We start from the raw sequence: 19,713 nt of genomic DNA on the forward strand, positions 1-19,713 counted from the left end.
AAGTTTGCTATTTAGCAAGTATAGGTTTTGCTTTTAATTATGGGGCAAGATTAGCAGATTAATTTCAATTAATCCTATTCTTGTTGATGTTTTTGTTATAACGAATATCTTTTAAATTGAAACCTAAGGGAATATCCCCTTTTAGTATGATGAGATCACGACTCAGTAGTAGGGCTTGTTGATGCTCGCGTACTTTTTGTTGCAATTTATCTTCGGGTTCATTTGCACTTAACAGTTGCTCCAAATCGCGATAACGACTCAGTAATTTAGCCGCTGATTTAGGACCGATACCGGGAACGCCTTTAATATTACTGCTACTGACACCCGTTAAGCTCCAATAGTCAATCAGCTGCTCTGGTAATATGCCTACCTTGTGGCAATAATCGCTGGCCTTGAGCCATTGTTGATTGAAGTAATCGAACTGTTTAATCAAGGCATTATGTAATTGGAAAAAACCTTTATCGGTGGACACGATAATACTTTGCTTACCTTTATTCGCTAAGGTTTGGCACAAGGTTGCAATAAGATCATCGGCTTCGTCTGCTTCACTTACTAAAGATTCGATCCCATGCTCAAGCAAGGCATCTTGAATATTGCCAAGGTAGTCAATCAAACCTGTGGGGGCGGGAGTTCGACCCGCCTTATATTCGGGCCAAATGTTACTGCGCCAGCTTGGCTCAAGCCCATCAAATACCGCAATAACATGGCTGGATGGTAGCTGTTTCAGTAGCTTATTGACACTGTTGAGGGTGGCATGCAAGGTTGCAATCAATTGCCCTTGCTCGGTGCTATGTTGCGTTTGTGATACGGCGTGGATGCGACGAATAAGATTCATCGCATCCACTATAAGTAAGGTGTTAGTCATCCTACTTGTTGATTATTTGATAGCAAGGAACATAGTTTGAGCCTGGCAGCTTCATGCGACCTTGTTTGACAAAATCTTGTAACAGTCTGTCCATCATTTTCATCAGTTTAGGATCGCCATCAATTTGGAACGGGCCTTGTTTTTCAATGGCTCGGATACCGTCTTCTTTCACATTACCAGCAACAATACCTGAGAATGCGCGGCGCAGATGAGCCGCTAATTCTTGTGGCTCTTGATCCAAATTGAGATTGAGATCGGCCATGTTTTTATGGTTTGGTACAAAAGGAACTTGGAAATCGTGTTCAATTTTCAATGACCAGTTATACGAGTAGGCATCACCAATGGCGCGGCGATAGTCTTTTACTTTTGGCATGGCTTGTTTAATGACTTGCGCAGCACTGGCTGCGTCATCAATAATGATTTGATAATGACGTTGTGCTTCAAAGCCTAAGGTGTTACCGATAAAGTCATCTATGGTTCTAAAGTACTCTTCACTTTCTTTTGGCCCAGTTAAGATAATGGGTAAAGGTTGGCGCTTGTTTTCTGGGTGCATCATGATGCCAAGAATGTAGAGTAGCTCTTCGGCCGTGCCAACACCTCCTGGGAAAATAATAATGCCGTGAGCCATTCTGACGAAGGCTTCCAAGCGTTTTTCGATATCAGGTAAGATAACCAACTCATTAACGATTGGGTTCGGCGGCTCGGCTGCGATAATGCTAGGCTCGGTTAGGCCAATGTAACGCCCCCCTTTAACCCTTTGTTTAGCATGTCCCACAGTGGCACCTTTCATCGGGCCTTCCATTGCGCCAGGACCACAACCGGTACAAATGTTTAAACCGCGCAGGCCTAACTGGCTACCCATTTCACGGGTGTAAGCATACTCAACCTCACTGATTGAGTGGCCTCCCCAGCAAACGACCAGATTAGGATCAACGCCAGGATGCAGCACCCGAGAGTTTCGTAAAATTGAGAACACTTGGTTGGTGGTAAAGGCGGTGAGCTCTTCTTCATCGGTAGGGATTTTCTGTGGTAATTGACTGTTTACATAAACTAAATCACGTAATACCGAGAAAAGGTGTTCTTGAATACCATAGATAAGTTCGCCGTCGACAAAGGCATGTTCAGGGGCATTGAACAATTCAAGTTTTACCCCGCGCTCACGTCGAATGACGCTGATTTCAAAATTGGCGTATTTCTCGAGGATCTCTTTACTGCTATCGGTCTTACTACCAGAATTCAACACAGCCAAAGAGCAATTGCGGTACATTTGATAAAGATCGCTGGAAGCAGTTTTCTTTAATCTGTCAACTTCAAGCTGTGACAGTAAATCCATACTACCAACGGGGCTGATGTGTGTGATCATAATGACCCCCTAATTAATAAAGAGGCATGATTGCCTCTTTAACTTAATGATTAGTATAGCTTTATATTTTGTAGAATGCTAAATACTTAATACCACTCGATCGCGGCCTTGGTGTTTTGCATCGTATAGAGATTGGTCGGCTCGCTCAAACGCATCCAAGGGTTGATCGCCTGCGACAAAAGCGGTGGCACCAATTGAGATGGTGATAGAAACACGATTATCTTTAAACTTGAACGGAATACTTTTGATACTTTCTCTGAGTTTATCTAACGGAGCCTGTAAATCTTGGGCATTAATGTTAGGTAATAGTAAGACAAACTCTTCGCCACCAAAGCGGGCGATAAAGTCGGTATCGCGCAGCGATTTTTGTAAGGCTCGGGCGATCACTTTTAGCGCTTTGTCACCCGCCATGTGGCCATAGTTATCATTGATGGCTTTAAAATGATCTATGTCGACAATAGCTAGGCATAGTGGGTGGTCGTAGCGTTGCCAGCGCTTAAACTCAAGCTCTAGACGTTCATCAAGGGCGGCTCGGTTATACACTTGGGTTAGGCTGTCTAAGAATAACTTATGCTTTTGAGCGCTCAGGCGTTTTTTATATTCAGACGTTTCGTCTTTCATCAAACTGAGTTTGTTTTCCATCTCAGCCAAGCGTTTTTCAAGCTCTTTCTCACGTTGTTCAAAGGCTTCTTTTTCAGATAACAAGCGTGTTATCTCTTTCAATTGAGATTGAATTGAAAGTTTGAGCTGTAATAAATCATGGGTATTGTCTACCTGAAGTCCCATGGTGCGAAGGCGAGCACGCAGATCTTCGTTAAGCTCTAATTGCTCATTTCTTATGCTACGAGATTCACTGACTGAGGTACAAAAGGTTTGATGGAAGGCACTTAGGCTTTCATTTAGCGAGTACAAAAAGGCTTGTGACGCCTTGCGCTCTTCGCGTGTACCATCAATGATCAAGTTGATCATTTCTAAGCAGATCCCAGCCAATTGCGCTGGTGCAATACCGCTTAAAATACGGTTACGGATCTTGGCCAATTTTTCGCCGAATTCCCCAGCAAAATCTAATTCCGTGATAAGCCTTTGTAGTTCATCACAGATACGCTTGTGGGAGGTGGCATCGATAGTTGGAATGTTGCTGTCTACTTGCTCTTGCTCACCACTGCTTGCGGCTTGCGTGCGTAGAAAATTAGGCGCAGGGCGCTCACTATGGGTGACTAACTGCTGATAGAAACCGACTAAAACCGCCAACTTATCTTGATGTTCACGTAATATTTCTGATGCTGGGCGATTCATATACTCGCGTATGTTGGCCCTAACATTATTGGGCAAACTTTTAGCTTGCTGAAGATTGGTTGCTGCCGTTTGAGTTTGCTTATCTAATTCTGCTAGTGCAGGCTTGATGGAGATAGGCTTTTTTTGCAGGTATTGCTCAACTTCTTTTATTTCCCCAAGAACCTTATTCAGATCACCTGAGCTTTGCAACTGAGTGACCAGCTGCTCAAGCTTTTCATCGAGCACGGGGTCGAGGCTTTGGGCACTTAATGCAAGTCGTTCGATGAGTTGGCTGATTAGTTTGTTTTCCATGTCGGCCTTAGGTTTATTGACATTATTTCGCTTGGACCCGTTATTGGCATAGGGGGCTATACCGTCTTTGCTTACAATGACACATTTCTGAGTTGGTGTTTTCAATGACATTCCCTGTCAAAACTTCAATCCTATCGCTAATTGGCATTGTGCAATAGTTCTGCTATGCAAACAAGATTTGGGCTTGAAATCTGTCGTCTAAAGCAACTACTTAATTAAGCTTAAGCAATTAAAAGCCAGGCTTCAATTTCATGCTATTACTGGCTTGAATAATAGGCCACAAAATCTGATTTTTGTCGCCGCTACAGTTAATTTTGACTAAGCCCTTGGCGATAGCTTGTTGGCCTAGCTGCCAGATGTCGCCATTGAAAAACGCGGCTTGAGGGCAATCGATGGCGAACAATTCCAGCCAAGCACTTTGCTCACTGGTCTGCAACTGCTTCGCTCCGAGTAGGGCTAAGCAGGCCAAATCGCTCACCCGCTTATGGTCAATTGCCGCCTCTGCCTTAGGCAAAAATGGATGATTAACGATACCGATGGCAACCCCTCTGTTGAGCTCGTATTTGTCGGCAAATTGGCTCAAGGTATCGGTCAAAAAGCTGGCCAAGGTTTCAGCGTGAATATTGCCATCGCGTTTACAGATATAGAGCAGTTGATTGTCTCGTACCTGATAAAAGGTGGCGTGTTCGGGTTGTTGGCTTTGTAAATGCAAGCCAAATTCTTTTTCGATTCGTTGCGCTTTTAAAGCGCCATATTTTTCATACAAGTCGGTCAGAAAATCAATAGAAATCAGTGCGTAGTATTGAGCCTCAGTGTGCTCTTTGGACTGATAAAGACGCTGTGACTTTAACTGACTCGACCACCAAGGCAGCAAGGTATGAGGATGGTGGCTGAGTTGCTCCACTAGCTGTTTAGTGGATGACTTAAGTTGTTTAAGTTTTAGCCAGTTACGTATGTAGCGATACAATAACACCAATAAAATAGTGGCGATAACGACACAAATAAGTAAAAAGCTTTCAAGTTTGCTGGTTAACTTTTGATTGTCTTGCTCTAACACCGTAATTTGTTGAGTTCGTTCAATGAGTTGGTATTGCTCATTAAATTTGTTTTGCTCTAGGGTGAATTCCAACTGCTTTATCTTGGTTTGTAAGGCATGGAATTGTTTGAAGTTTTCAATCGCCTTCTTGTAGTGTCCGGTTAACTCATACGCGGCAGCCAACAGCTCATAGGCTCGTTCACGCTGTTCTAAAAATGATAACGACTCACTCAGCGCTAATACCTTTTCCAATTGGATCCTTGCTATTCCCGCTTCGCCTTGTTCTATGTTTAGTCGCCCTAACAGGAGCAGGGTATCGGCCAACATTTTAGTGTCGTCCATTTTGCTATATTGAAAGCGGGCTAGGTTAAGATAGTTTCTCGCCTCATCAACACTGTGCATTTTCAGGAAGGTTTTACCCATTTCAAAGTTGCATAAGGCACTACCAGTGAGATCTTGTAAGCCTTTTAGTAGGTCACCTGCGTTCCAAAAGTACACCATGGACAGTGAATATTCTTGGTTTTGACGATGCAGAATCGCCATATAGATTTGCGCATAAGCGAGCTCGCGCTCGTCGCCTAAATCTTGGTAAGCATTAGCCGACAGGTTGGCATAGTGCAGTGCCTTGTCTAATTTATTGCCCTGTAGGCGGTAAATGTCGGCAATTTCGTAGGTGGCCTTGGCAATCAGTAAAAAGTTATCTTCGTTTTCCGCCATGCTTTTGGCATCGACAAAATGGCTCAGGGCTAATTGAGGCTGCGAGATGCGAATGTAATATCGTCCCCAATAATAATTTAGCCACGCGATAAGCTGAGGTTTATCGAGTTTATTGGCGATGGCCTTAGCGCTTTCTAACTCTTGGTTGGCTTGTTGAAATTTGTCTTTTTGGGTGTAAAAGTCAGCTAACGCTAAGTGCGTTGATAATTGTAGCTCAGGCGTTTTCGGGTGACTGGAGCTGTCTGCTTGCAGCGATGCCTGCTGTACTTCAAGTAGGGCGTCAACGTGGCGCTGTGTGTGATTAAAGAGAATGTTACCGTAACTGAGTTTGGCCTGAGCCAATTCAAACGCAAGTGAGCTGGTTTGCGCAAGCTCAATGGCTATTTCGATATTGACTAGGGCTTGGTCAATGTTTTTCAGTTTTTTGTAACAACGGGACTTTATTTGAAATGCATTAATTATGCTGCTGCTGTTGTTGGTAGCTAAAGAGAAGGCATCGTTAAATTCAAAACCTTGTTTGGTTTGTTGTAACTGTGATTTATTGCGGCTGAGATAGCCATCAACCAATTCAATACATTTTAACGGATCTGTGATGCGTAAATCATAGGCAGCCTGAAGCTCGTCATTGAGGGATAAGCTCGTAATGTCGTCATAGCCGTAGGCGGGGAATATTGCACTGGTTAGTCCCATCAACAAGATCAAGAACTGGGTGCTTAATGATCGAAACAATCGCAAGATTGGCTGCGCTCTCCAACAAATAAATCTCAGCTGGCGTTATGATAACGCCAGCCCTACAGCAAAAAAACCTCTATTGACGCAAAAGTCTCGGGGTTGTTATGCCGCTCTCAAAGTTACTACGAAATGGGTTAATATCTAGTCCACCTCTGCGTGTATATCGAGCAAAAACAGTCAGTTTTGTCGGTTTGCAATAGTGACTGATATCTTGAAAAATGCGCTCAACACACTGCTCATGGAACTCATTGTGTTGACGAAATGAAATAAGGTAGCGCAATAATTGCTCTGGGTTTATCTTCGGCCCTTGATATTTAATTAATACACTGCCCCAATCAGGTTGGTTGGTAACCAGGCAATTGGATTTTAGCAAATGACTGTATAGGGTCTCTTCAACCACATCGGATGACGTACTGTTTGCTAAATACTCAGGGTTGAACTCAAAGTCAGCTACTTCAATATCGAGATTATCTATCAAGCTACCGCTGAAACTGCCAAGGGATTCATAGTTGCTGTCCATATCCGTATACAAGGTAACGTCAACTTGCCCTTTGGCACAGGCGGATAAATCCTTGATTAAGGTTTCCAGCACCGCTTGCTCAGAGTCAAATTTATGCTGATTTAAGCTGTTGAGATAGAGCTTAAAAGACTTTGATTCAATCAAATTTTCACTATTGGCATCAATTTTACAATGCGCGGTGGCCACCACAGGCTTACCTTTATGGTTTAGCCAAGAAAGCTCATACAAGCCCCATAAGTCGAAACCATGAAACGGTAAGTTAGTTGCAGACAGAGATAGATCGTCACGATTTAAAGCCCGTGGCACGGCCTGTAATAAATCGGGATTGTATGGCGCATCGTATTGGGTGTCTTGACCCAAAGATAAGCTATTAAGGACCGGTGCGTTTTGATAGCGAGATGTTTTTTTCATTGGCGTTCAATAATAGTTACAATAGGCTTATTCTAACCGAAAACAGGCAAAAAGTAGTGTCTCAATCACCTCTTAAACAACTAAGCGCATTTTTCCAACGCTGCGAAGCGCATTGGCAGCAATTAAACCAATGGCCAGAGGTTGAATACGATGAGCAGTGGCCTTCACCTTGTCAGCGCGGCGCCCCAATTGATGGCATGATAACTTGGCAACCCGCGCTCAATACCGACAAGGTTAATTTCGACAATGTTGCTGGTGCATTGAATTGCACTGTTCATCCCGATGTTAATGATTTTTTTAGCACTTGGTACTGCGATCCTTTGCCGTGTCGTTTTATGTCCGAGGGCGCTGAGCCAATGATGATTACCTTGGTTCAAGCTTGGAATTTAGCGGATTACGAAAGACTGCAGGAAAATGTCATTGCGCATATGCTGATGCAACGTCGATTAAAATTACCCGATACGGTGTTTATTGCAAGTTGTGAAGATGAAATGCAAATCCTTGCTGTGGTTAATGACACTGGCGAAGTGATTTTAGAGCAATTAGGTAAAGGCAAGGTTAAGACTTTAGCGCCAACCTTAGGTGAGTTTCTGGATCGGTTGCAACCGGAATAAAAACGGCCAAGGGCGCTCAACCGAGCAGATTGAGCGTCAACTGTTCGTTATATTTAATCCTTAAAATCCCAAGATAGATTGGACACTAAGCGACAGCTATCGCATTTAAAGTCAAAAATATCAAGGATAGGCGTGCTTAAGTGCCAAGGCTGTTGACATAGAGGGCAGGCTCGAGACAACTCTTGCTCTAGACTGGCTCCGCCAACTCGATACAAGTAATAGTAAGTTGGGGTTTTGGTCAGGTACTCAATCCGTTTTGTTAAATCATGACCGCGTCGAAATAAGCGCGAATCAACCTCACTGATTTCAGCTAGCGCACCATGCTCTAAGATAGAGCCGTTCATTTGTAATTGATCACAGGCTTCCCAATCTTCCTGCCATTTTATAGCTTGCTTTTGGCTACCGTTGGCTATGGTCGGGATGCGGTATAAGGGAATAGGGCTAAGATCATCGCCACTACGCAAAGGTGAGCAAGTATGAACATAGGTGGTGTATAAAATTTGCCATGATGGCTCAGCCGCATTGGTGATTTGGGAGTTCAGATCTTCACCCAACAGTTTGATCTTAGGCCTGAGTAGGCCAGCTTTAGTGAGGCCGGCTAAGGCTAGTTTGCCTTGGTCACTCAAAAATGAAGCATGTAAACTGTTGCTTTCAGGCGTTACCAAGCGCAGTTGAAAATAGCCATCTTTAATCGCGATAGGAAACTCACGACCTAATATTTGACCTTGGTAGCGTAAAGCATCGAGATATTGATTAATGCTTCGCTCAACTTGAGCAAAGGTCGTGTCTTGATAACACTCAAAAATAACGTCTTGTATGTACATATATTAATTGGATTGTTTTAGCTGGTCGATTTCACGGCGTAGGTCGGCAATTTCTTGTTCCAGTAAACTGACGGCATGGGCGATATGGCGTTGAATTCTCTGGTCTAGCTCATCCAACTCGGGCTCAGTTGCTATTTGCGTCAAGGGTTCGCTGGGCTCTAACATAGGATGATCTTGCCAAACTTTTAGGGCGGCAATAATTTTGGGCAAAGGGTAACCCTTAGGTAATTTACCTCGAACTAGCGCGACACTGGGCGTTTTACCATTTTTAGCGAGCTGCTGCGCAACGCGAATTGCTTCTTCCATGCTGTTTACTACTCAAAAATTGAAAAGGAGTAGTTTACGCTAGTTTTAACGTCGTAGCATTAAATCTAACTGGTCAATGACCTCGACCCAATCTGAATCCTGCCAAATTTGTTCGCGAATAAATTCCGCCTGTGAATCATTCCAAAACGGCGCGTCGGCAAGCAAGGTGTTGTTATCCAAAGGATGTTGATGACTGAACCTTTGTATGCTCATTTCATCATTCGCTAGGCCTAACTGAGCAAATAGAGACGACATGGTGTAATTAGCGTAGTCCATACAGACCTCCAAACTGCAACTCACGTTTTCTAGTATAGCTAGGCCTAGTTGTTTTGCATTCGCAATTAAATGCGATAGGGCGGAATGTCGAAATGATATTGATGTTGTCCAAGCATATAGAGCCTGCCTTGATAACAGTTTTCACTGTCACTGCTAAATTCAAATATGAAGGATTGCTCAAGAAAGCGCTCTCCAAGCTTGAGATTAATGCGCTCCTTGGCCACCGACACCAGCTGTAAATTTAACTCATTACAACGCTGTTCAATGAGCTCTCGCGCCTTTTCATTTTGTTTACGCTGTTGCCAAAACCAAATACAAATCCCAACCAGTAGCAATAACCAAATCAAATCTGACATTCTTTCTTCCTTGTTAATCTTACCGTTTGGACAAATCGCTTACTGCTGAAACAACAGGCCAATGGCTTGGCTCATGGCTGGGCTACGCTCGGGCTGGCGTATTGCGGCTAGCAGTGAGGCACGTAAGGTGGGCTGAGCCACTAAATCGGCAAATAACTGCACAAAAAGCTGACCATTATCCACTAATGCGAGTTTCTCTAAATAGTCCTGTTGCAACTCAGGGGCTTGTAAATCTTGCCAGCAACGCGCAGCGACGGCAATAAACCATTGTGGATCGAGATTCAATGGCGAAGTTAGCTGATGCTTTATTAGCGCTTGGCGTAAGCCCGTCGCTTTACTGGATGACATGGCGCGCAGCGCTAAGGTAGCGAGATGCGGTTTTGATAGCGCGTTGTGGCGAGCAAATTCATCGAGGGTTTCGGCTAAACGGGTTGTCATGTCATTGTGCTCTAAGCATTCCAATAACATGCTCAAAGGGGGCTCGGGCAATTGGTTTAATGCGTTAATGACATGGCTTTCGTTATCGTCTTGTTTGAGTCTTACCGCAATATCGGCAATCCCTTGCATGCCTAGTTGTTGCCATTGCTGCCAGCCCAGTTGACCACTGAAATAAGCATGGGCTTGTTCGTAATAACGTGAAGCAGGGCGGGCTAAATCCAAGTTTAACTGCGCATGAAACACGGCTTTTTTAAGCTCGGCGGGCTTGAAGGTGTAAGGATTATTGGCAAGGCGCTCTTGTTGCTTTTCATCGGGCTGTTGCTCAAGCGTGGCGCCTAATGCTTCAACCACCAGCTGAATAAAGTGAGTTTGCGGTCCGGCTAATAATAAGCCCCTTTCATCAAGTGGCAGTTTTAAAAACCAAATATAGTGTTCCGGTTTATCAACTTGCCAAAACACCACCGCAAGCCAAGCATGCTGTTGCAATGGATAGGGGTAAGGGACTTGGTTTTGTTCGACTTTTTTAAATTCACTGGCACTTATTTTTTGTACCTTTCGGCCTAGGTCGTAAATCCGGTATTGGCATTGAGCTTGGTCGAGAAAATCGGTCAGAGAATGAATATGCATAGTCGAATACACCTACGAACTAATTACAGAAACGGATAAAAATTGCAGGGCATTATAGGGCTTAAGCACCGCAGATGGTATATTTGCGGCCAAGTATTCTTGGTAACCGCATTTATAAATGAATCAAGCCACCCAGTTAATCGCCTTATTAGCCCAGCTTAAACACGCCATGGGACAAGCGGGTTTATGGCAAAGTGAAACGCCCAGTGAGCAAGCCTTACAGAGCTCATTGCCATTTTGCATCGACACCTTAACGTTCGCGCAATGGCTGCAGTTTGTGTTGCACCCTAAGTTACTGCAAATGGCACAGGAACAGTTGCCTTTGCCCAGTAATATTGGCGTATTGCCCATGGCGCAACACGCGTTTCAAAAGCTCGCTAATTCGACGGCGGTGGTTGAAGAGGTTATCGCCCGTATCGATCAATTACTCAGTCAGGGAGAGCTGTCATGACGCAGTTAGACCAACAAGACACGTTACTGGAGCAGGATGTACCGATTCCCTCTCTTGAAATTGTCTATCAAGATGAATACATAGTTGCGATCAACAAGCCATCAGGCTTATTGGTACACAGAAGCTGGTTGGACAAGGGGGCAACCCAATTTGCCATGCAAATGCTGCGCGATCAGCTAGGACAGTATGTGTACCCAATCCATCGCCTTGATCGGCCGACCTCAGGATTACTCTTGTTTGCATTAAGCTCTGAAATAGCAAAAATCATGAGCGAACAATTTGCAGCACGCCAGCCACAAAAAACCTATTATGCCGTGGTCAGAGGTTGGTGTGGCGAGGGTGAATTAGATTACCCATTAAAGGAAGAGCTAGACAAAATAGCCGATAAACATGCCAGCCAAGAAGCCAGTTTTAAAGAGGCTATCACCCAATATCAATGCTTGCAGCAAGTTGAATTACCTTATCCGGTCGGGCGCTATCAAAGTGCCAGATTGAGCTTAATGGAGCTGATGCCAAAGACAGGGCGAAAACACCAATTAAGGCGCCACTTGGCTCATCTGCGCCACCCCATTATTGGTGATACCAGCCATGGCGACGGTAAGCAAAATGCGTTTGCTAAACAGACCTTAGGTAACCAAAGATTATTGTTACATGCGGCTAAGCTGGTTTGTTGTCATCCAGTGAGCCAAGAGACGATTAGCTTGGTCGCTCCTCTACCTGAGGATTTTTGCCAATTTTTAACCCGTTGCGGTATTTCCCTGCCTTCGATCGTTTGAGTCGAATACAGCCTTTTGCGGGCACCTTTGCCGTTACGTTAATTTGCATTTGTTCCAGTGCTGTAACGGCAAATATACTCATTTATCACCTTGTTTTCTAAGTTATTGATACTTATAGCCTATGTGTTGTTACTTTTTGTTACATAAGTTAAATTAAGTTTTTGAAGTAAAACAAGTTTAACTTTTTTTTTTGTGCTTTAATTAACTTATCAACTGGGGTGCATTATTTATCCAGATGCAAGCTAGTCAAACTTTGTACTTAAGGAGAACAAACATGTTTAAGGCGCTATTTGCAAATCTGCAAAAGGTCGGTAAATCACTGATGCTTCCCGTATCAGTGTTGCCTGTTGCTGGTATTTTACTTGGGGTCGGGGCGGCGAACTTTAGCTTTTTACCCAGTATCGTTTCACAAATCATGGAACAAGCTGGTGGTTCTGTATTTGGCCAAATGGGCTTACTGTTTGCCGTGGGTGTGGCATTAGGTTTTACCAAAAACGACGGTGTGGCAGCATTAGCTGCTATTGTCGGATACGGCATCATGGTGTCCACATTAGGTGTTATGGCGGGTGTCATGGGAGTTGATAAAATTGACACTGGTGTATTAGGTGGCATTTTGGCCGGTGCTCTTGCTGGCTGGGCCTTTAATCGTTTCTACCGCATTCAACTACCAGATTACCTAGGCTTTTTTGCCGGTAAACGTGCGGTACCTATTATCACTGGTTTTCTGAGCATCGCGTTGGCGTTAGTGCTTTCTGTGGTTTGGCCTCCGATTGGCTCTGTTATCAATTCTTTCTCTCATTGGGCCGCTTATCAAAACCCAGAAGTTGCGTTTGGTATTTACGGTGTGATTGAGCGTAGTTTGATCCCATTTGGTTTGCACCACATCTGGAACGTGCCTTTCTTCTTTGAAGCGGGTAACTGTGTAAACGCGGCTGGTGTAGCGCAAACGGGTATTTTAACTTGTTACCAAGTAGCGGATGAAGCTTCACGCGCTGCCGGTAATGGTTTTGGTCAGCTAGCGGGTGGTTACATGTTTAAAATGTATGGCCTGCCAGCAGCGGCAATTGCAATTTGGCACACAGCCAAGCCTGAAAACCGAGCAAAAGTGGGTGGTATCATGATCTCCGCTGCGCTCACCTCCTTTCTAACAGGTATTACTGAGCCAATCGAATTTGCGTTCTTATTCGTAGCTCCTGTGCTTTATGCAATTCACGCTGTTTTGGCAGGCTCTGCATTCGTACTGACTAACATGCTAGGCATGGTACACGGTACGTCATTCTCTCATGGTTTCATCGACTTTGTGGTGCTGTTTGCAAATTCAAACAAAGGTTGGATGTTCCCATTATTAGGCCTTTGCTATGCAGCAATTTACTATGTGGTATTTCGTGTTGCTATCATCAAGCTAGACCTTAAAACACCGGGTCGTGAAGACGAAGTTGAGCAAGACAGTGTCGCGGTTGAAAGCTCTGAGATGTCTCAAGAGTTAGTGGCAGCATTTGGTGGTAAAGACAATATCACTAACTTAGATGCTTGTATTACTCGTTTACGTATTAGTGTGAAAAGTGTTGATGCGGTAAACAAAGAGCGTTTAAAAGAGCTTGGCGCTAAAGGGGTTGTGGTTGCAGGTGATGGTGTGCAAGCCATTTTTGGTACCCAATCTGACAACTTAAAAACCGATATGGAAGAATATATCGCAGGCTTATAGTTCAGCTTTCTTTAGAAACTGTCTATTACATAGTCAAAACCAAACAAGGAGCCTTAGGGCTCCTTGTTTGGTTTTAAGTGACAGTAAGATTAATGATTTGGTGTTAATGAAATATCAACAAATTGTCGACATTTGTAAACTAAGGTGATTAAACTAGAGCAAAAAGTCATTTCCTTAGGATAAATGTGTCAATGGAAGAGCCCGCCCAAAGCCAAGCTACAACGCAACAAGTTAGCGATAACCACTCAGAAGAAACTCTCAATAAAGAGAATAAAACCAACAAGATTAAAAAAATAACGAACATTTTGTTGTTGGTTTTGGTGCTGATGTTCCTGTTCCATTTAATTGCGGATCGCTTTATTCCTTCCACTGATCTCGCGCGGGTTCGTGGTTATGTTGTTCCTATTTCACCACAGGTATCGGCTGACGTCATTGAAATTCTTGCTAAGCCTAACCAACTGGTGCAAGCGGGAGAGGTGCTGGTTAAGCTAGATCCCACCGATTTTGAAATCGCATTAAAGCAAGCCGAAGAAGGGGTTGAACAAGCCAAACAAGGTGTTGGCGCGCAAACAGCGAGCGTTGCCTCGGCTCAAGCGCGCGTCACCGAAGCGCAAGCTAACTTAGTCAACGCCCAAGCCCAATATAACCGAATTGCGTCTTTGGCCGACAAAGGGGTGGTTTCTAAATCAGAACAAGACAACTCGAAAGCGGCATTGTCTTCTGCCAGAGCGGGGTTGGCGTCAGCCAAAGCCGAACTTGAACGGGTGAAAGAGCAACTCGGTGGTGAGGGTGAAGACAATAGCCAGCTGCAATCGGCATTACTGGCATTAGAAAAAGCACAGTTAGATTTGTCTCGAACTCAAATCACGGCACCATCCAACGGTGGGGTATCGAACTTTAAACTCGAGGCGGGTTATCGTGCTAATGTGGGCCAGCCATTAATGACCTTTATTTCCGCTGATGAAATCTGGCTAGAAGCCTATTTTCGTGAGAACAGCTTAGGTAATTTAAAGCCGGGTGATGAAGTTGAAATTGCGCTGGATTTTGCGCCAGGAAAAGTGTTCGCGGGCAAAATTTCCCACATCGATTACGGCATTGACTGGGGCCAAGTTGAACAAGCAGGTAAACTTGCCCAAGTGAGTAAGCAGTCGGGTTGGTTAAGAGAAACCCAACGTTTTCCCGTGACCATAGTGTTTAGCGATGATGCTGCGAAAGGTGTGCTTCGAGTTGGTGGTCAAGCGGATGTTATTGCTTACAGTGAAGACGCTAGCTTGCTAAAACCCATAGGCAAATTGTGGATCCGCATCTTAAGCTGGCTTTCATATGTCCGCTGATCGGGTGACGGCTCGCGCCATTTTACAGCGCCGTGTTTTACGATTTACGGTTGGCATTACCCTGGCCGTGGCCATCTCGGCGCTGTTTAATTGGACTCTCGCGTACATTATGCCGATTTTATTGGCCAAGTTTTTGGTTGATAGGAAAGCGCCGCGGGTGCAAACCGTCTATGAGCTAGTGCTGTCTATGTTGCTGACCATCTTGTTGGCTTGGTTTGTTAGTGTTGGTTTGCTGGAATATCCGTCTTTATTGCTGCCGTTTATCGCAGCATTAATGTTTATTTCTTACTATCTATTTGTCGATCCTCGGTGGAATTTTTTTGCCACCATGTTGTTGGTGGCATCGTTGATCTTACCTTATGCCGCAATCATCTCACCCGGCATAGGTATGGTGGTCGGGATAGGACTTTGTTTTTCAGGTCTCGTCTCGGTGGTCTTGTTTTCATTACTGCACATTTATTTTCCCGATTTAGATCCTGTCAAAGACAGCCATGGTGAGCTTGAACACAGCCACGATGAACGCCTGTTCGAAGCGGCAAAAGCATTGGTTATTGCTTTTCCTGTGATTGCCTTTATTTTCACCTTCAAGCTGTCAGGTGCCATCTTAACCATGATTTTTATCGCTATTTTGTCATTGCAAACGGCCGGAGAGAAAAGCGTTAAATTGAGCTTGTTTATGCTTATCACTAACGTCATTGGGGGATTTATTGCGATTGCAGTATATAACCTTATCTCGTTTGTTCCCGTGCTTAGCTTTTATCTCTGTTTAATATTTCTTATTTCGATGCTCTTTGCCTACAAAATGTACGCGATGCCTGAGAAAGCCATGGTGTTTTCAACCATATTTAGTACCTTGCTGGTGTTGGTATGCTCAACCATGGCATCCACAACGGCGGATGTAGACAGTAAATTTTATACCCGCATAGCTCAAATCGGTGGCGCTTGTTTATACCTTGTGGTGATTTCATATTTCATTGAAGGGCGAGGCTGGAACAGAGTAAAACAAATTTTAGGGCTAAATAGCTCAGTGTAATTACTTCAACAATTCATTAGGAATAACAATGCAAGATAAACAAGGTGCTCCTACCCAATCGTTTTCGGCGCAAGCTGTAGATGCAGCAATTAAGATCATCATGGTGCTGTTGATGGTCTATATGTGTTTCGACATCGTCCGTCCTTTTCTTATTCCAATGACTTGGGGGGCGATCATTGCTGTTGCCTTGTTCCCTGTGGTGACTTGGCTGAGTCAGAAGCTTAAGATTAAACAAAGTAAGGCCAGTGCTATTGTCACGTTGCTAGTATTAGCGGCTCTCATTGCTCCCACGGTATTGTTTTCAGGCTCTATCTTTACTAGCTCGCAAGAATTTATTCAGGCTGTGTTAGCGGATCAAGTCACCTTACCCGAGCCAAATCCCAAAGTGGCGCAATGGCCCATTATCGGTGAGTCCTTATATAGTCTTTGGCAAAGTGCGGTTGCTAACTTGACCGCGTTCAGCAAACAATATGCCGAGCAAATCAAGGAAATTGTTATGTTTTTTGCGGGGCTTGTCGGTGGATTAGGATTGAGCCTACTGCAATTTATTATTTCGACCTTGATTGCGGGCGCATTCATGTCCAATGCTCAAGCCTGTGGCGTCGCTATGCATAAGATATCGGTTCGTCTAGCAGGCAGTCATGGTCATGAATTTACCGCGCTATCGGCTGCAACCGTGCGTAGTGTGGTGGTTGGGGTAATCGGAGTTGCGCTGATCCAAGCCGTGCTAGCCGGCATAGGAATGGCCGTTGTGGGTGTTCCTGCCGCCGGAATATGGGCGTTGTTGGTACTTGTTTTGGCTATTATTCAGTTGCCAGCAATAATCGTACTTGGGCCGGTGATCGCCTATGTGTATTCGGTAGAGCCAGGCGCCACCGCCACGCTCTTTATGATTTGGTCGTTACTGGTTGGCGTCAGTGATACCTTTTTGAAACCTATGCTGATGGGACGTGGTGTTGATATTCCTATGCTGGTTATTCTACTTGGTGCCATCGGCGGTATGATGATGTCAGGTATTATTGGCCTGTTTGTTGGCTCTGTGGTGTTGGCGCTAGGTTACAAATTATTGATGGCATGGCTGGCGAGTGATGAGCTTGATTCCAATGACGCCAACCTAACAGAGTAATCTAGGGCCTGTTGATCTTTTGTGTTGGTTTTTGTAGCGATTTGTTGGGTATTTATACAAGGCAGTGCTTTTGTGGCATAGTGAACTAAGCGAAAAGGCGCTAACGCAGTAGAAATGACCAACAAACGCTGTCCTACGGATTCGGCTAAAAGCGTTTTGCCCGTCGTTGAGCAGTATTTACTTAGAATGCTAAGCTACACACTGCTCGCCTTGCTCAAAACGCTTTTATCTCGAACAAAAATTAACCACCAAAGATAAACAGGCCCTTGGTATAGACCGCATAACGGCAAGCTGACCTGATGTTTGCGGTTTCTTTTGGCTTTCTTGAGCCAAGCCGCTGTTGTCTACGTAATGCTTTTCATCATGAATAGAGATGGTGTAAATGATGCTTAAATGGCTACTCGGTAACCCAGAAAAGAAGTTAAGAAAGCGCTATGACGCTAAGTTAGAGCAAGCCATGTTGGCGCAGCGACGTGGTGATATGAAATCTTTTGCTTTTTTAAGTGCAGAAGCCGAGCAGATCTGGCAAGACATCGAGGCTTTAGAAAAAAGCTGACTAAATCAGTGAAAAAAACCTCGCGAGTGCGAGGTTTTTTTTCCAGCAGATCAACGCATTATTTTTGCGTCGCGGCCTTCATACTAGAGATAAATGCCGCCATGTGCCCAAGTAGAGCTGCTTCATCATCTTGATATTGTTCAATGATCTTAACCACGGCTGAGCCAGAAATCGCGCCTGCAGCACCCGCTGCAATGGCTTCTTTCACTTGAGCCGGCTCTGAAATACCAAAGCCCAATAATGCCGGTGGCGCTTGGTATTTGTTTAAGTTAGCCAGCAAACTTTCAACGGGTTTACCCGCTTTGGTTTCAGCGCCTGTCACGCCCGCACGACTTAATAGGTAGGTATAACCACCGCCGTATTTGCCCACTAACTCCATGGTGTGCTCGTCACCATTAGGCGGCGCAATGAAGATAGGGTGGATACCGTATTTAGCGGCAGCTTCACGGTAGGGGGCACTTTCTTCAACTGGCACATCGGCGATCAATAATGAATCGACACCGGCTTGCGCACAACGCTCATAAAAACGATCGATACCGTTACTAAATACCAAGTTTGCATACAGTAATAAACCAATAGGCAGGTCTGGGTACTTAGCACGGATCTCCGCAAGCATTTCAAAACAGGTATCTGGTGTGGTGCCGCTGTTCAAGGCGCGGGTTGACGCATCTTGAATGGTGGGACCATCGGCTACCGGATCAGAAAAAGGGATCCCAAGTTCAAGGGCATCAGCACCTGACGCAACCAAGCAATCGACAATTTTTAATGACAGTTCACGGTTAGGATCGCCAAGGGCGATAAAGGGAACAAATGCACCTTGGTTTTGCTCTGCTAATGCTGCAAAGCATTGCTCATATCTTTGAGTCATTACAATAATCCTTTTTCTTCAAATAGCTCAGCCACGGTGAAGATATCTTTATCACCACGACCTGATAAGTTAACTATGATGCTTTGCTCTTTATCATCTTGCTCGATGATTTTTAGCGCGTAAGCAAGGGCATGCGCAGACTCAAGCGCAGGAATAATACCTTCTTTACGAGCCAGTTCGTGGAACGCCGCTAAGGCTTCGTCATCGGTTACCGACTCGTATTGCGCGCGCCCGATTGCGTGTAAATGGGCATGCTGTGGGCCAACCGATGGGAAGTCTAAGCCGGCAGAGACGGAGTAAGATTCTTCTACTTGGCCGTATTCGTCTTGCATCATCATAGATGCCATACCAAAGAAGATACCTTTGCGGCCATGACGCAGCGGTGCGCCGTGCTGCGGTGTGTCTATGCCTTTACCAGCTGGCTCTACGCCAATCAGTTCAACCGACTCATCGTCAATAAAATCAGCAAAAATACCAATCGCATTAGAGCCGCCGCCAACACAGGCAATGACCTTGTTCGGCAGTACTTGCTCTTTCTCTAAGTGCTGAGCACGAGCTTCTTCACCAATGACGCGCTGGAATTCACGCACGATAGTTGGGAAAGGATGGGGACCAGCCGCAGTACCCAATAGGTAATGGGCTTTATCATAGCTAGCAGTCCAATCGCGCAGCGCTTCGTTACACGCGTCTTTTAGGGTGGATGAGCCAGAGGTGACTGGAATGACTTCAGCGCCCATTAAACGCATACGAAACACGTTTGGTTTTTGACGTTCACAGTCTTTAGCACCCATGTAAACCTTACACTTTAAACCCAGTAAGGCACAGGCTAGTGCGGTTGCCACACCGTGTTGACCGGCACCGGTTTCGGCGATGATTTCGCTTTTACCCATGCGCTTTGCAAGTAAAGCTTGGCCTAACACTTGGTTGGTTTTGTGCGCGCCGCCGTGAAGTAAGTCTTCACGTTTTAGATACAGCTTAGTTTTTTTACCTTTGGTCAGGTTTTGACATAAGGTTAACGGTGTTGGACGACCAGCATACTCGGTTAACAGCTCTCTAAACTCAGCAATAAACTCAGGATCGTTTTGTGCCTTAATGAACTCTTCTTCCAATTGATTTAATGCTGGCATCAGAATTTGTGGCACAAACATGCCGCCAAACTCACCAAAATAGGGATTTAATTTACTCATCTTTT

Annotated in this window: 20 protein-coding genes; 8 read left to right on the forward strand and 12 right to left on the reverse strand. The window is 44.7% G+C overall.

The features are described 5' to 3' along the window. Positions 1-64: 64 nt before the first annotated feature. The 5 genes from xni to queF form a co-directional block, all read right to left on the reverse strand. The gene (gene xni, locus ACK8OT_RS05815) at positions 65-865 is read right to left on the reverse strand and encodes a flap endonuclease Xni (protein WP_410195555.1); all 801 of its coding nucleotides are present in this window, start codon (positions 863-865) and stop codon (positions 65-67) included. 1 nt (position 866) lies between these two features. Then, entirely contained in the window at positions 867-2,228 is a 1,362-nt protein-coding gene (gene ppnN / locus ACK8OT_RS05820) for a nucleotide 5'-monophosphate nucleosidase PpnN (protein ID WP_410195556.1), read from the reverse strand. Positions 2,229-2,306: 78 nt separating this feature from the next. Next, positions 2,307-3,920 (reverse strand): diguanylate cyclase, encoded by a 1,614-nt coding sequence (locus tag ACK8OT_RS05825; protein ID WP_410195557.1) that lies wholly within the window; start codon positions 3,918-3,920, stop codon positions 2,307-2,309. 124 nt (positions 3,921-4,044) lie between these two features. Continuing rightward, positions 4,045-6,303 (reverse strand): tetratricopeptide repeat protein, encoded by a 2,259-nt coding sequence (locus ACK8OT_RS05830; protein ID WP_410195558.1) that lies wholly within the window; start codon positions 6,301-6,303, stop codon positions 4,045-4,047. 73 nt (positions 6,304-6,376) lie between these two features. Continuing rightward, positions 6,377-7,231, reverse strand: a complete 855-nt coding sequence (gene queF / locus ACK8OT_RS05835; protein WP_410195559.1) for an NADPH-dependent 7-cyano-7-deazaguanine reductase QueF — start codon at positions 7,229-7,231, stop codon at positions 6,377-6,379. A gap of 56 nt (positions 7,232-7,287) precedes the next feature. On the opposite strand from queF, the gene syd reads away from it, so the two are divergent. Next, positions 7,288-7,845, forward strand: a complete 558-nt coding sequence (gene syd, locus ACK8OT_RS05840; RefSeq protein ID WP_410195560.1) for a SecY-interacting protein — start codon at positions 7,288-7,290, stop codon at positions 7,843-7,845. Between the two features lie 53 nt (positions 7,846-7,898). Here the strand turns inward: syd and ACK8OT_RS05845 are convergent, their stop codons facing one another. The 5 genes from ACK8OT_RS05845 to ACK8OT_RS05865 all read right to left on the reverse strand — a co-directional run bounded on the left by ACK8OT_RS05845 (position 7,899) and on the right by ACK8OT_RS05865 (position 10,672). Further along, on the reverse strand, positions 7,899-8,669 hold the full coding sequence (locus tag ACK8OT_RS05845; protein ID WP_410195561.1) for a Zn-ribbon-containing protein: 771 nt from the start codon (positions 8,667-8,669) through the stop codon (positions 7,899-7,901). A gap of 3 nt (positions 8,670-8,672) precedes the next feature. Continuing rightward, complete coding sequence (locus tag ACK8OT_RS05850; protein ID WP_410195562.1) at positions 8,673-8,975, reverse strand: hypothetical protein; 303 nt, start codon at positions 8,973-8,975, stop codon at positions 8,673-8,675. Between the two features lie 45 nt (positions 8,976-9,020). Beyond that, a complete protein-coding gene (locus ACK8OT_RS05855; RefSeq protein WP_410195563.1) occupies positions 9,021-9,251 on the reverse strand; it encodes a DUF2789 domain-containing protein in 231 nt (76 codons plus the stop codon). A 65-nt stretch (positions 9,252-9,316) separates the two neighbouring features. Continuing rightward, the gene (locus ACK8OT_RS05860; protein WP_410195564.1) at positions 9,317-9,607 is read right to left on the reverse strand and encodes a DUF3301 domain-containing protein; all 291 of its coding nucleotides are present in this window, start codon (positions 9,605-9,607) and stop codon (positions 9,317-9,319) included. A gap of 39 nt (positions 9,608-9,646) precedes the next feature. After that, positions 9,647-10,672, reverse strand: coding sequence for a DUF3549 family protein (locus ACK8OT_RS05865; RefSeq protein ID WP_410195565.1), 1,026 nt, complete (start codon positions 10,670-10,672; stop codon positions 9,647-9,649). A 118-nt stretch (positions 10,673-10,790) separates the two neighbouring features. Here ACK8OT_RS05865 and ACK8OT_RS05870 point away from each other — a divergent pair, with 118 nt between their 5' ends. The 7 genes from ACK8OT_RS05870 (at position 10,791) to ACK8OT_RS05900 (ending at position 17,653) form a co-directional block, all read left to right on the forward strand. Next, positions 10,791-11,123, forward strand: coding sequence for a YqcC family protein (locus tag ACK8OT_RS05870; RefSeq protein WP_410195566.1), 333 nt, complete (start codon positions 10,791-10,793; stop codon positions 11,121-11,123). After that, positions 11,120-11,899: a tRNA pseudouridine(65) synthase TruC gene (gene truC, locus ACK8OT_RS05875; RefSeq protein WP_410195567.1), complete on the forward strand. Its 780-nt coding sequence runs from the start codon at positions 11,120-11,122 to the stop codon at positions 11,897-11,899. The genes ACK8OT_RS05870 and truC overlap by 4 nt, the downstream gene beginning before the upstream one ends. A gap of 274 nt (positions 11,900-12,173) precedes the next feature. Next, positions 12,174-13,604, forward strand: coding sequence for a PTS glucose transporter subunit IIBC (gene ptsG / locus ACK8OT_RS05880; RefSeq protein ID WP_410195568.1), 1,431 nt, complete (start codon positions 12,174-12,176; stop codon positions 13,602-13,604). 191 nt (positions 13,605-13,795) lie between these two features. Next, the gene (locus ACK8OT_RS05885; RefSeq protein WP_410195569.1) at positions 13,796-14,938 is read left to right on the forward strand and encodes an HlyD family secretion protein; all 1,143 of its coding nucleotides are present in this window, start codon (positions 13,796-13,798) and stop codon (positions 14,936-14,938) included. Further along, positions 14,928-15,971, forward strand: a complete 1,044-nt coding sequence (locus tag ACK8OT_RS05890) for a DUF2955 domain-containing protein (RefSeq protein ID WP_410195570.1) — start codon at positions 14,928-14,930, stop codon at positions 15,969-15,971. The genes ACK8OT_RS05885 and ACK8OT_RS05890 overlap by 11 nt, the downstream gene beginning before the upstream one ends. 28 nt (positions 15,972-15,999) lie before the next feature. Next, complete coding sequence (locus ACK8OT_RS05895; RefSeq protein ID WP_410195571.1) at positions 16,000-17,097, forward strand: AI-2E family transporter; 1,098 nt, start codon at positions 16,000-16,002, stop codon at positions 17,095-17,097. A gap of 385 nt (positions 17,098-17,482) precedes the next feature. Continuing rightward, the gene (locus tag ACK8OT_RS05900; protein ID WP_410195628.1) at positions 17,483-17,653 is read left to right on the forward strand and encodes a DUF6435 family protein; all 171 of its coding nucleotides are present in this window, start codon (positions 17,483-17,485) and stop codon (positions 17,651-17,653) included. Between the two features lie 58 nt (positions 17,654-17,711). Here ACK8OT_RS05900 and trpA read toward each other — a convergent pair whose 3' ends face one another. After that, positions 17,712-18,521, reverse strand: a complete 810-nt coding sequence (trpA, locus tag ACK8OT_RS05905) for a tryptophan synthase subunit alpha (protein WP_410195572.1) — start codon at positions 18,519-18,521, stop codon at positions 17,712-17,714. Further along, positions 18,521-19,708: a tryptophan synthase subunit beta gene (gene trpB / locus ACK8OT_RS05910; protein WP_410195573.1), complete on the reverse strand. Its 1,188-nt coding sequence runs from the start codon at positions 19,706-19,708 to the stop codon at positions 18,521-18,523. Before trpB ends, trpA begins: the two co-directional genes overlap by 1 nt. Positions 19,709-19,713 lie beyond the last annotated feature (5 nt).

The organism is Motilimonas thetidivivens (assembly GCF_046452435.1).
Classification (GTDB): domain Bacteria; phylum Pseudomonadota; class Gammaproteobacteria; order Enterobacterales; family CBDFNC01; genus Motilimonas.

Excerpts from the sequence above, each read along its gene's own strand:
- xni (WP_410195555.1), bottom strand. The coding sequence starts at position 865 with ATGACTAACACCTTACTTATAGTGGATGCGATGAATCTTATTCGTCGC.
- ppnN (WP_410195556.1), bottom strand. The coding sequence starts at position 2,228 with ATGATCACACACATCAGCCCCGTTGGTAGTATGGATTTACTGTCACAG.
- queF (WP_410195559.1), bottom strand. The coding sequence starts at position 7,231 with ATGAAAAAAACATCTCGCTATCAAAACGCACCGGTCCTTAATAGCTTA.
- ACK8OT_RS05845 (WP_410195561.1), bottom strand. The coding sequence starts at position 8,669 with ATGTACATACAAGACGTTATTTTTGAGTGTTATCAAGACACGACCTTT.
- ACK8OT_RS05850 (WP_410195562.1), bottom strand. The coding sequence starts at position 8,975 with ATGGAAGAAGCAATTCGCGTTGCGCAGCAGCTCGCTAAAAATGGTAAA.
- ACK8OT_RS05855 (WP_410195563.1), bottom strand. The coding sequence starts at position 9,251 with ATGGACTACGCTAATTACACCATGTCGTCTCTATTTGCTCAGTTAGGC.
- ACK8OT_RS05860 (WP_410195564.1), bottom strand. The coding sequence starts at position 9,607 with ATGTCAGATTTGATTTGGTTATTGCTACTGGTTGGGATTTGTATTTGG.
- ACK8OT_RS05865 (WP_410195565.1), bottom strand. The coding sequence starts at position 10,672 with ATGCATATTCATTCTCTGACCGATTTTCTCGACCAAGCTCAATGCCAA.
- ACK8OT_RS05870 (WP_410195566.1), top strand. The coding sequence starts at position 10,791 with ATGAATCAAGCCACCCAGTTAATCGCCTTATTAGCCCAGCTTAAACAC.
- truC (WP_410195567.1), top strand. The coding sequence starts at position 11,120 with ATGACGCAGTTAGACCAACAAGACACGTTACTGGAGCAGGATGTACCG.
- ptsG (WP_410195568.1), top strand. The coding sequence starts at position 12,174 with ATGTTTAAGGCGCTATTTGCAAATCTGCAAAAGGTCGGTAAATCACTG.
- ACK8OT_RS05885 (WP_410195569.1), top strand. The coding sequence starts at position 13,796 with ATGGAAGAGCCCGCCCAAAGCCAAGCTACAACGCAACAAGTTAGCGAT.
- ACK8OT_RS05890 (WP_410195570.1), top strand. The coding sequence starts at position 14,928 with ATGTCCGCTGATCGGGTGACGGCTCGCGCCATTTTACAGCGCCGTGTT.
- ACK8OT_RS05895 (WP_410195571.1), top strand. The coding sequence starts at position 16,000 with ATGCAAGATAAACAAGGTGCTCCTACCCAATCGTTTTCGGCGCAAGCT.
- ACK8OT_RS05900 (WP_410195628.1), top strand. The coding sequence starts at position 17,483 with ATGCTTAAATGGCTACTCGGTAACCCAGAAAAGAAGTTAAGAAAGCGC.
- trpA (WP_410195572.1), bottom strand. The coding sequence starts at position 18,521 with ATGACTCAAAGATATGAGCAATGCTTTGCAGCATTAGCAGAGCAAAAC.
- trpB (WP_410195573.1), bottom strand. The coding sequence starts at position 19,708 with ATGAGTAAATTAAATCCCTATTTTGGTGAGTTTGGCGGCATGTTTGTG.